General features: G+C 60.5%; 8 protein-coding genes. 1 reads left to right on the top strand and 7 read right to left on the bottom strand.

Annotated elements, in window-relative coordinates; all coding sequences use genetic code 11:
• Positions 1-358: 358 nt before the first annotated feature.
• Together DES53_RS30320 and DES53_RS30315 are read right to left on the bottom strand one after the other, a co-directional pair.
• The gene (locus DES53_RS30320; protein ID WP_113962089.1) at positions 359-1828 is read right to left on the bottom strand and encodes a DUF1501 domain-containing protein; all 1470 of its coding nucleotides are present in this window, start codon (positions 1826-1828) and stop codon (positions 359-361) included.
• A 46-nt stretch (positions 1829-1874) separates the two neighbouring features.
• Complete coding sequence (locus tag DES53_RS30315) at positions 1875-7016, bottom strand: DUF1549 domain-containing protein (RefSeq protein WP_113962088.1); 5142 nt, start codon at positions 7014-7016, stop codon at positions 1875-1877.
• A gap of 324 nt (positions 7017-7340) precedes the next feature.
• Between DES53_RS30315 and DES53_RS32655 the strand changes: the two genes are divergently transcribed.
• Positions 7341-7853: a hypothetical protein gene (locus DES53_RS32655; RefSeq protein WP_147263723.1), complete on the top strand. Its 513-nt coding sequence runs from the start codon at positions 7341-7343 to the stop codon at positions 7851-7853.
• Between the two features lie 72 nt (positions 7854-7925).
• Here DES53_RS32655 and DES53_RS30305 read toward each other — a convergent pair whose 3' ends face one another.
• The 5 genes from DES53_RS30305 to DES53_RS30285 all read right to left on the bottom strand — a co-directional run bounded on the left by DES53_RS30305 (position 7926) and on the right by DES53_RS30285 (position 11384).
• A complete protein-coding gene (locus DES53_RS30305; protein WP_211325743.1) occupies positions 7926-9170 on the bottom strand; it encodes a serine hydrolase domain-containing protein in 1245 nt (414 codons plus the stop codon).
• Positions 9142-9642: a VOC family protein gene (locus DES53_RS30300; protein WP_113962086.1), complete on the bottom strand. Its 501-nt coding sequence runs from the start codon at positions 9640-9642 to the stop codon at positions 9142-9144. Before DES53_RS30300 ends, DES53_RS30305 begins: the two co-directional genes overlap by 29 nt.
• Before the next feature lie 41 nt (positions 9643-9683).
• A complete protein-coding gene (locus tag DES53_RS30295) occupies positions 9684-10085 on the bottom strand; it encodes a DoxX family protein (RefSeq protein WP_113962085.1) in 402 nt (133 codons plus the stop codon).
• Between the two features lie 75 nt (positions 10086-10160).
• Positions 10161-10685 carry an SRPBCC family protein gene (locus DES53_RS30290; protein WP_113962084.1) on the bottom strand — a complete coding sequence of 175 codons (525 nt, stop codon included), beginning with the start codon at positions 10683-10685 and terminating at the stop codon, positions 10161-10163.
• Positions 10686-10742: 57 nt separating this feature from the next.
• Positions 10743-11384 carry an SRPBCC family protein gene (locus DES53_RS30285; protein WP_113962094.1) on the bottom strand — a complete coding sequence of 214 codons (642 nt, stop codon included), beginning with the start codon at positions 11382-11384 and terminating at the stop codon, positions 10743-10745.
• Positions 11385-11484 lie beyond the last annotated feature (100 nt).

The raw sequence follows: 11484 nt of genomic DNA, 5'->3' as shown, positions 1-11484 counted from the left end.
TCTACCAGTTCATCACCGGCAGACCAACAGACAAATGGAACATACAAGTGCTGGAGCTTGCTCCAGCTTTCCGCAGGCAGCTTGCTGCCGTGAAGTTATGGAGGGACACGACAATCCTCCAAGACGTAGCGCGTATTGGATGGCTTCACGCTGAGCAAGCTCAGCTCCCGAAAGCTGGAGCAAGCTCCAGTACTCCAAATTAGTGGCCTCGTTATGCAGTGCTGGACGCGAGAAGATCGTCACGAGTCAATACGCCGGCCAGAGGCCAGCGCTCCCAGGGCTGCGTCCGGCTACGACATGAAAAAGGCGGAGCATCGCGCTCCGCCTTCTCGTGTAAAACTTACTTCTCTCTCCCCGCTTACGCAAACAACTGCGTCACCGCCTTCGCCTTCACGAGTTCGCGAGGTTGGTTGAGGTGGTTGTGCACAATCGTCTCCGGATCGATGCCGAAGGAGTGGTAGATGGTCGCGAGCAATTCGGCGGGGTGCACCGGGTTCTCCGCAGGAGCGGAGGCGGTCTTGTCCGACTTGCCGTGGATGTAGCCGCGCTTGATGCCGGCGCCGGCCACGATGCTGGTGTAGCAGTAGGGCCAGTGGTCGCGGCCGTCGGCGCTGTTGCCGTTGCCGCTGGTGCTCACGCCCTTTTCGGGGCTGCGACCGAATTCACCAATCGCCACCACGAGCGTTTCATCCAGCAGACCACGGCTGTCCATGTCCGCGAAGAAGGCGCTCAGACCGGAGTCCAGCATGGGGCCCGAACGGGTCTTCATGCGGTCCGTGAGGCCCACGTGATGGTCCCAGGAATGGTTGTCCGAGTTCGCCACCTTGGGCCAGATGACTTCCACCACGCGGGTGCCAGCTTCCACCAGACGACGGGCGAGCAGCAAGCTTTGACCGAAGGTGTTGCGGCCATAGGCATCGCGCAGGGCATCGGGCTCCTGGCTCAGGGCAAAGGCATCACGGGCACGACCGCTGGCGATGAGGTTCAGCGCGCGGCTGTAGTAGTCATCCAGGCTCATGTCCTTCACCGCGGCCTCGATGGCAGGCATCTGGTCGTTGATGAGGTTGCGCAGCTTGGCGCGGCGCTGGAGGCGCACGGAGAAAAGGTCGGGACGGAGCTGCAAGTCATCGATCTTGATGCGGCTCATCTTGTCCATGTCCATGTCATCGCCATCCGGATAGAGCGTGTAGGGGTCGAAGCTCTTGCCCAGGAAGCCGGCAGTACCGCCCTTGCCGATGACGTTCGATTCCTGCAGCGGACGCGGCAGCATTACGAAAGGAAGCATCGGCTCGTCCATGGGACGGAGGCGGATGATGTTTGAGCCGAAGTTCGGATAGTCCTTCGCATTCGGCGGCTCAAGCTGGCCGGAGGGAGACACCTTGTCCGTGGTGTATCCGGTCATGATTTGGTAGATGGCCGCCGTGTGGTTGAAGAGACCATTCGGCGTGTAGCTCATGGAATTGATCATGGTGAACTTGTCGTTCACCTTCGCGAGCTTCGGCAGGATCTCCGTGAAGTTGTGGCCAGGGATCTTGGTGGGGATGGACTTGAAGGCGCTGCGCACCTTGTCCGGCACATTCTCCTTGGGGTCCCAGAGGTCGATATGGCTCGGACCACCCTGCAGGTAGATCATCACCATGTTCTTCGCCTTGCCCCAGCCGGGCGATCCAGCGGCGCTGCTGCCAGCGGCTGCCGCTTGGGCGCGGAAGATGTTGTTCAAGGTGAGACCAATCATGCCTGCGCCACCGACGCGCAGGAAGTCACGCCGCGTGCTGCCGAGGTGCGAGTCGCACAGGTCTTTGGCCAAGTGTCCGGGTAGTCTGAACATGAGCTTGTGTCCTCCTGGATTATTTCGTGTTGAGTTTAATCGATCTCTAGTAGTTGAACAAGAACGCAGGTGAGTTGATCAGCGCCCACGTCAGGTCTTGTGCCGCAGTGAGGCGGCGGTTGGCCATCTGGGTCTTGCTGAGTTCCGCGTCACGACGGAGCTGCACAAGCTTCTGGTCGAGCGCGATGGGAAGCTGGGCGTCCGCGAGTTTCTGCTCCAGCGCTACGAGGTTCTGGTCGATGGGCAGGGGCTTCTTTGCCACAGCCAGGGTCTTCTTCGTGTCCTGGAATCCACGCTGTTGATTGGCGAATTCCGCGGCCAGCAGGTCCTTCTGTTCCTTGGTGCGTTTGTCAGCGGCAGTATTCAGCGCCGCAATCACTGCTTGGGAAGCGCCGAAGCGCACCATCTTGCTGGTGGTGGCAGAGATGCGGAAGCGACCGATGAGGTACTTGCCGCTGTTCTGGAAGTTCTGCACCAGGTTGAAGGTGAACATCGCGCCGCCTTCGAGTCCTGCTGGTTCCTTGAGTTCCAGCGTGAGTTCATGGCGATAGCCCGTGTCCGGAGAAACGGCCCAGCCCTTGTCACGATTGCCGGTCTTCAGGAGCAGGGAGGGTGAGAAATCCTTCTGCACAAAGTCCGCCTTCGGATTGACCAACGTGAGCGCGCCTTCGCGGCGCTTCGGACGCTTCTTGTCGATGGCGGTCTGCTGCACAATGAACTCGCTCAGCACGAAGTTGCCATCGGGCGCAAGGCCTGGGCCGTTATTCGGAAGGCTGTCATGCGGCAGCAGTTCCAGCTTGAAGGCAGTGATGCCAGTGAGCTGGGTCTTCGCGCGCACCTGATAGTTGCCGTTTTTCTGCTGGCCTTCGGGGAAACCGGTGGCGAGCAGGGAGCCGTCCGGCTGCTTCTCCAGCTTCTGCACGCCATCCGCTCGCACGACTTCGAGCTCAAGCGGGGTCCACTCGGTGCTCACGTCCACGTAGGGTTCCCAGCGCATCTGCTGATCCGGAAGCGTCTTCGCAGCGGTGGCGACTCCGGCCTCGGCCTTCTTGATGGCGGCGATGCGGGCGTCTTCCTTCTTCTTGTTTTCGGGTGCGACCTTCACCTTGTAATCATCCAGCTCCTTTTGGGAGCCAGTGATCTTGGTGGCTCGATCCTGTTCCGCCTTGGCAATGACCGGGGCGTTCTTCACCTCTGTCGCGGCCCACTCGGCGGTCAGTGTCTTGTGCTCGGCGTCCATGCCGGCCATGCTTTCCAGCGCGGCATCGATCTCCTTGTCATTCGGCAGGCGGTTGAGCACACGGAGGAAGATTTCCGAGACGAGCTTGCGGTCATCGGTGATCTCCTTGGTCATCTTCGCAATCGCGTTGCCCGGATCGCTGATGGCATCTCCCACAGTGGGTCCGCTGATGAGGGCCATCACAGGTCCCAGTTGCACGTCGTTGCTGCGCTCGCATTCGCAGGCGCTTTCACGGGCGGGGCGGCCGAAGTTGTTCAGGAAGCCATCGGTGAGTTTCGTCTGGGAGTCCGCAAGCTGTGCGGCACGTGTGCCTGGCTGCACGCCGGGGATCTTGCTCACGGCACCGGTGACCGCGTAGATGCTGTCATACAATGCTTCCGCGCTCAGGCGGCGGGCTTTGGCGTGGCTGTAGTTGATCTTGTCATCGTAGTTCCACTTGTTGCCGGCCACGCTGAGCTGGTAGGTGCGGGACTTGCAGATGAGTTGCATGAGGTGGCGCGCATTGAAGCCGCTGTTCACGAACTCCTGCGTCAGATAGGTGAGCAGTTCCGGATTGCTCGGAGGGTTGCCGGCGCGGATGTCATCCAGTGGCTCGATCACACCAGTGCCGGTGAGGTAGCCCCAGAGGCGGTTTGCATAGCTCATGGCAAAGTACTGGTTATCCGCGCTGGTCATCCAGGCAGCCAGCTTTTCACGGCGCGGCGCATCATCCTTGGTTTCGAACTTGGCAGTGTAGGGGAACTGCGGAGGTGTCTCCTTGTTCGTGCGCTGGTGGATCACTTCACCCTTGCCCGTGTCGCTCACGATTTCATACAGCGGCTTCGCGCCTTCCACGGCCGTGCCGCCGATGGTCTTGCCTCCGCTCTGCGGGTCATTGGCGAGGCCCACCTGCGAGAAGAAGGCGGAGGTCTCATAATACTGGTTCTGGTTCCAGCGCTCGAAGGGGTGGTCGTGGCACTTGTTGCAGTTGAAGCGCGTGGCCAGGAAGAGGTGCGTGGTGTTCTCCATCGTCTCCTCGGGCGTACGCAGGATCTTGTAGTAGTTGGCCGCGGGATTGTCCTTGGTAGAACCTTTCGCCGTCAGGATGGTGTAGACGAACTTGTCGTAAGGAGTGTTGTCCGCGATCTGCGCGCGGATCCACTCGCGGAAGAGCTTTGCGCCTTCGTCGCCGAGGAACTTGCTGTTCACCTGCAGCATGTCCGCCCACTTGTTGCTCCACTGGTCCACGAAGGCCGGGCTGGCGATGAGCTTGTCCACCAGGGCATCGCGCTTCACCTTCTGTTCCGCGGGATCGGCGATGAAGGCGCGCACATCTTCGGCTGAAGGAGGCAGGCCGGTGAGATCGAGGTGCACGCGGCGGATGAACTCCGTATCCGAGCACAGATCCGAGGGCTGGATCTTCATGCGCTTCCACTTCACGGAGACGAATTCATCGATCTTGTTGAACTTCGGCGGCTCCACCCAGGCGAAGCCGGAGCGGTCACCCATCACGGTCACCGTGGTGGCGGCATAGGCACCTTCAAAGCGGGCCAGCATCGGAGCCTCACCGCGGCGCACCGTGGTCACGAGACCGTGCTTGTCTGCTTCGGCGACTTCCATGTTGCCGGACTCGATGAAGGCTTCGGCGGTCACATCCTTGGTGATGCCATCCGCGTAGGTGGCCATCACGCGCATCTGCTGCTTCGAGCCGATGACTTCCAGCACAGGGTTCTTCGGGAACACTTCAATGCGGGTCACGCGGGGAGACGCTTCATTGAAGGTGGTGCCGTTCTGAATCCATGCCTTGATGGTTTCATAGTACAGCTCGCCGGGCACGGTGACCTGTCCACCTTCATGCGGTACGGAGCCGCTGGCCTTCAGCAGCATGAGGCTGTGGGTGGGTGCGGCGACATTCGCGCGGCGGCCCCAGAGTTCTTCGGTGAAGGCAGTGACGTCATATACCGGGTCATAACCGCGCAGGGAAAGCTGGAAGCCGTTCTTGCCGTCCTTCGAGCCGTGGCAGGTGCCCATGTTGCAGCCTGCCTTGGCCAGCACCGGCATCACGTCCCGCACATAGTCCGGGTTGAACGCGGTGTTCATGCCCGTGATTTCCACCGGCACTTCCGCCTGATGGGAACCGATGGCGATCATCAGCGCTCCCTTGCCATCCGCCTTGGGACGCACGAGACCGCGAGGCGAGATCTCCGTCTTGATGCCCTGCTGGGTGAATTTCACCATGCGGGTCACGTCGGCATAGGTGCCGTCCGCGAGCTTGGCGGAGACAAGGATCTGCGAGTACTCGGTGGGCTTGCCAAGTTTGATCTGGCGGGGCGTCACTTCAATGGAGGCAATCTTCGCACCCGGCGCGAGTTCTTCCTTGGCGAGGGCCTTTTCCACATTGCTGCGGGCGATGGCGTCGTGCGTGTCCGGCGCGCGCTTGGCCAGGGTGGCGGCATCCGCGATGGGCACGCTCACGAATTCCTTGGTGATGTTGCCGCTGGCGGCATCGATGAGGCGCACCACGCCTTCGTCACCGGCTACGGCCACGGTCTTGCCATCTGGGCTGTAGCTCAGGGCATACACACCACCCTTTTCAAAGGGGATGCTACGGATGAGCTTCACGTCCTTGGTCACCCACTTCTCCACTTCGGGGTTCTTCGCGCTGCCCACCTGCTCGAGAATCTTCTTCAGGTCTGCGGGGATGGTCGAGTCGAACTCGGCGCTGTAGAAGTTCACGCCGCCCTTGCCGTGGTAGGCGCTGGCGGTGGCGATGACCTTGCCATCGGGCGAATAGTCCCCGGCAAAGATGCGGCCTTCCATCGCGGGGAACTTGCGAATGAGGTTCGCGTTGTCACCGATGCGGCGAACCGTCTCGCGGAAGATGCGGTAGATCTGAGGCACACCGTCGGCACCGCCCACCAGGATTTCATTCTTGCTCGGGTGGCGGGTCACCGCGTGCATGCCGCCCTTGAGCGCGCCGGGGGTGATGCTCGTGATGTTGTCCACGAAGCGCTGGGTCTCCACCTCGGTGAGCTTGGCAGACATGTCGCGGCTGGCGCCGATGACGTGCTTGCCGTCCTTGTCCCAAGTGGTGTCGAGCACCCAGTCATTGGCGGAGCCGTTGAAGGCCACCTGCTTTCCAGTGGCAGACTCGATCACGCGCAGGGAATTGTCCGCGCCGCCGAAGGAGATGAACTTGCCATCCGGGCTCCAGTTTGCGCCATACAGCGTGTCGAAGGTGATGCTCACGCTCATGTCGAGCTTCTTCTTCGCCACGTCCCAGACCTGGATTTCACCCATGCGTCCGGGGCTGCCGCCGGCGACGGCCAGCTTCGTACCATCCGGGGAGAATCGGGCGCTCTGCACGCGCTCGGAGAGACCCACGAGGCGGCCCGCGATGCCACTGCCGTCCGCGTTGTGCAGCAGGACTTCATGGTACCCGGCCACAGCGATGAGCTTGCCATCGGGAGAGTAGTCGAGGGAGGTGACGAGTGGGGCGCGGGCGTAGATGGGCGGATGCTCCATGTCATACTCCTGCCGGGCGGAGGCAGGCGTGTCGTCCTTGGCGCCTTCGGAGATCCAGCGCTTGATGAGTGCGATCTGCGTTTCATGCAGAGGGTCAGCCTTTTGCGGCATCTCCGCCTTCCCCTTGCCATCAGGGGTGATGAGCTTGACCAGGTAGCTTTCCTCCGCTTTGCCGGGAGCGATGGCCGGGGTGTTCTCGCCGCCCTTCAGCAGGCGCTGGAACTCGGTCATGATGTAGTCGCCCTTGGCCTTGGCCGGCTGGTGGCAGCCATTGCACTGCCCTTGGAAGATGGGGCGGATCTGCTTGTAGTAGCTGACCGGCTTGTTCGGGTCGATAGCCTCCTCTTCGCCGGGCTTGGCCGAAAGGGTGGCGCTGCCTGCGATGGCCGAGCCGGCCAGCAGGATCAAGGCGGTGCGTGAAATAGGGGCGTTGCGGATCGACATGGGTGAGCGCATGGCGAGAATTTTGTCGGGGGACGGAGAGAACAAAGAGGACGGACAACCGGCGGACATGCACCACTCCGTTCCTAAAGAGGGGAAACGAAGGTGGCGGGCACGTCTTTCCAGCAAGTAGAGTCAGCCTAAACGACCCCAGGTTCACCTTTCGAACAACCCTGCACATATAGTCCATGGCGCTGGGGTAGATGGTGCACGGGAGGGCAAGCGCGGGACGTAGGATTTTCTCCAGCTGCGTCCCTCATCTCCTCCTTTTGGGAGATTCGAAGAGCGTTGACGAACAACGGGCCATCGGGCTTGGTGGAGGCAGCCATGCGAACCTGTTTCTCAGCATTAGTTGCCTCGATTCTCTTCACCATGGTCGTCAGTTGTAGCGCTCCGCGTCGAACTTTGACGAAGACGCCTGTCGCTGCTCTTGCAACAAATGCGCCGGCCTCAAAAGTTCAACCATCGGAAGCTGTCGCTACGATTGCCCAAGGTACGCTTGCCACCCGATATGACCGGGATGGCGACGGGGTCTTTGAAGAAGCTCGTCGGGCTGACACCACCTATTTTGATCGAAACTCCGATGGTTTCGTGGATCTCGTTCAGAGGGGAGGACCTCCCCAGGTCGAATACCAGTGGGATGCGGACTTCGATCAGGTCCTTGATATTGCCATTACGAGTCACGAGGGAGCGGTCTTTGAATGGGAGAAGCCGCGCCCAATCAGGATTCCTGCTTCTCGTATTTTTCTCGACGACCGAACCTTGCAGATTAGAAAACAGAAAGCGGAGGACGTGCGTTACAAATTCATTGAGCAACTTCTGGAGTCTGCACCTTCGTAACGTCTCGCGCCAATAGGAGATGCCGGAGACCTCGTGCATCAAGAGTAATACGGCGTAGGCAAAGGTGTTTCCTCAAAGCGCCCCATACACGCCATCCTCAAAATCCCGGAACACTGCCGGTGGTTCGGGTGAATCCATCAACCGCTGGGTAAAGAGAATGCCGATGAGGCCGTTCGCGGGATCGGTGCAGGCGGTGGTGCCAAGGCCGCCGGCCCAGCCGAAGCGGCCCACGCTCTTGGACTCCGAGGTCTTCTTGATGACGACACCCATGCCGAGGCCCCAACTACTGTGGTCGCCGAAGAACATCTCGTTCCCTTCGCGTTGCCGTGGTGTGAGTTGGTCGCTGGTCATCAGGGCTACGGACTTCGGGGTGAGAAGCTGCATGCCTGCGTGATTACCGCGATGCAGCAGCATCTGGCAGAAGGCATGGTAGTCGTCCGCTGTGGAGACCAGTCCTCCGCGACCGGATTCGAACGCTGGTGCTGTGGCCCATTGGCTTTCGCCGTTTCCGGGATCGAAGACGCGCAGGCCGCCACTTTCCTCATCGCCCGCATAGGCAGGAGGCAGGCGATTGAGTTTCTCCTGTTGCACATGGAAGGCGGTGTCCTTCATGCCCAGCGGCTCGAAGATGCGTTTACGCAGAAAGGCCTCGAAACTCATACCGGAGACCCGGGCGATGAGCACGCCCAGCACGTCGAATGCCAAATCGTACATCCATGCTTCGCCGGGCTGGCGCATCAGCGGCACTTCACCAAGGCGGCGCATCCATTCATCTGGAGCGGGTACGAGTTGCGGCTCAGGGAAGCCCATGAGGAGCCGCTGCTCATTGAGAACCTTGAGAATGGAGCACTCGGGACAGGCATCCATGAGATGGCCGAGCCCCATGCGCAGGGTCAGCAGGTCACGCAGGGTGATGGCGCGCTTGGCGGGAACGGTGTCGTCGAGGGGACCGTCCAGCCAGCTCAGCACGCGACGGTTTGCCAGTTCCGGCAGCCAGGGATCGACGGCATCGTCGAGTTCCAGTTCTCCCTCCTCCACCAGCATCATCGCAGCGGTGGCGGCGATGGGCTTGGTGAGGGAGGCGATGCGGAAGATGGTATCCCGCTGCATGGGGCGTGTGCCTTCCACATCCTGTGTGCCGAAGGCCTCCACATGCAGTTCGCCATGGCGGCTTACTGCCGCGACGAGGCCGGGCAGGCGGCCGCTTTCCACCTGAGCTTGCATGGAGGCCCGCAGGCGATTCAAGCCAGCCTCGGTGAAGGTGGGGGAGCTTCTCTTTTCCCGAGGCTCAAGCAGGGATGGCGGAGCGTCCTTCATAGACACGCTTCAGGGCTTCGATGTCGTACTTCTCCATTTCCAGAATCGCGGTAAGCACCCGCGCGGCTTTCTCGGGATCTGGATCCTGCATCATCTCATCGGCGACGGCCGGGGCGATCTGCCAGGACACGCCAAACTTGTCCACGAGCCATCCGCACATCTGCTGCTTGCCCCCTTCCGCGAGCTTTTCCCAGAGCTTGTCGATTTCCTCCTGAGTCTCGCATTTCACGTAGATGGACATGCCCTGCTCAAACTTGAAATACGGGCCGCCATTCACGGCCCAGAATTCCACGCCGCAGAGCTCGAACAGGATGCCCAGCACGCTTCCTTCCGGGCCGTGCTGATCTTTTCCATAGTGGAGCGTGTGCTTGATCCGCGAGTTTTCGAAGAGGGAGGTGTAGAGTGCCACGGCTTCCTCCGCTTGATTGTCATAGCAGAGGTGCGTGGTGAACTTTTGGAACTTCGCAGCCATGGTGGGATGGGGTGTAGTGGTCCCGATATGAATGGCAGGCTTTACACCTTGCTGGTGAAGGGAAGCAGCGCACGCAAGCGGGCATCACGCAGCCAGAGGCCCAACCAAAGGACCACGCCAAAGATGGCAGGCATCAGGGAGTTCATGAGCGGATCCTGATTCAGGACGTGGGAGCATACGGCGCCGCCCAGATATGCCGCCAGCAGGATGGCGCCCAGAACCGCAGTGCGAGGAAATAGAAAGATGGCCACGCACACCAGTTCGATGATGCCAATGGGGGTGGCGAGGTCCACCGGGTGTCCGGCTTTCTGGAACCCCTCCACGACTTGTGGGTTCTTGGTTACTTTCATGATGCCGCCCATAATCATAAGCGGCAGAGGAAGGATGCTCAGGACCCATCCGGTCCAGTACATGGCTTTCGAGGTGGTGGCAGGGGCGTTCATATCGCGAGTCGTTGTGGTATTGAGTTGGATGTTTGGTGTGGGGATGAATGAAGCGGATATGTCCGGGCATGCGCATCAGGCGTGCGCCAGGTTGTCCGCGAGGCAATCCAGGGTCATGGCCCAGAACTCCTGCGCGCCTTCGCGACCGCGCTCGAAGCCTTCCGTCTCCGCCTCGTCTGCCTTGGACACGGCCTGCTGTAGTGTGATACGGGTGCCATCTTCGTGCGGGGTGAAGGTCACGTGGATCAGTGTTTCGCGTGGCCAGTCTGGAAGGTCGGGATGCCGTGCAGGATCGCCTTTCGCATCGACGAAGCTGTTGGTGAATACCAGCCGCTCAGACTCGGTGACTTCCTGGTAGATACCCTTGCACCGATAGTCCGTGCCATCAGGTGATTGCATGCAATAATAAAAGACGCCGCCGGGACGCAGATCGATTTTGCACTCGGGGGTGGTCAGTCCATTGGCACCCCACCAGCGCATGAGTTGCTCCGCCTGGGTCCATGCCTCGTAGACCATTTCTTGTGGCGCAGGGATCACGCGTGAAACGATGACAGGACGAATGGCCAGTGCGGTGCTGAGAGAGGCTCGCTTGCTGCTCATGGCTGGGTGGGGGTGGGGATTTGTTCTGCCTGCAGGGAGCGGGCAAAGGCGTGGCTTTTATGAATTGGGCGCGGGTGCCGGTGCTGGAGCAGCTTCGGGAGCAGGAGTGGTCGGAGCAACAGGTGCAGAGGAGGCAGGAGCGGATGCCGCTTCCTTTTCAGCAATGGCCTTCATGGAGCTGAGGCCGGCCTCGAAGTCGCCGCCGATCATTTTGTCCATGTCCATGATGGTGCACATCACCTTGCCTACCAGGTTGTTCTTTCCGGCCATGGTCCAGGTGACCTTCGTTTTGTCGCCTTCGGCAGCAAAATTGAAGGCAGCGGTGTTTGTGGCCGCGAACGGTTCCAGGAACTCCAGCCGGAACTCCACCTTTTCATTGGGGACGCTGTTCGTGATGGTCATCTGGCCTTTGCCAACCTCATGGTTGCCAGTCCAGGCATAGGTGGCGTCCTTGCCTGCTTCGGGGCCGGTATAGGTCAGTTTGATGTTCGGGTCTCGCTTGGCCCAGGGGGACCAGTCGTTCCATTTCTTGAGGTTGTTCACCTGCTCAAAGACCACAGGCGCAGGAGCGGCGATGGTCGTGGAGCGGCTGACCTGGAAATCATCAGGCTTCGTGGAGGCGAAGGCGAACAGCCCGGCGATCACCAGGACGAGGATTCCGAGGAGGGCGAGCAGAATGAGGAGCAGTTTCTTAATCATGGGGACGAGGTGGTAGAATTGCGTGCGGAGGCGGAGTGTTGGTGTGTGATCTTCACCTCCATGACGAATGGTGCTCCCCTGAAAGGACATTGGCAGCAAA

It is taken from the genome of Roseimicrobium gellanilyticum (assembly GCF_003315205.1).
Classification (GTDB): Bacteria; Verrucomicrobiota; Verrucomicrobiia; order Verrucomicrobiales; family Verrucomicrobiaceae; genus Roseimicrobium; species Roseimicrobium gellanilyticum.
Note: the sequence above shows the minus strand (reverse complement) of the source record. Positions and strands in the feature narration are given on the sequence as shown.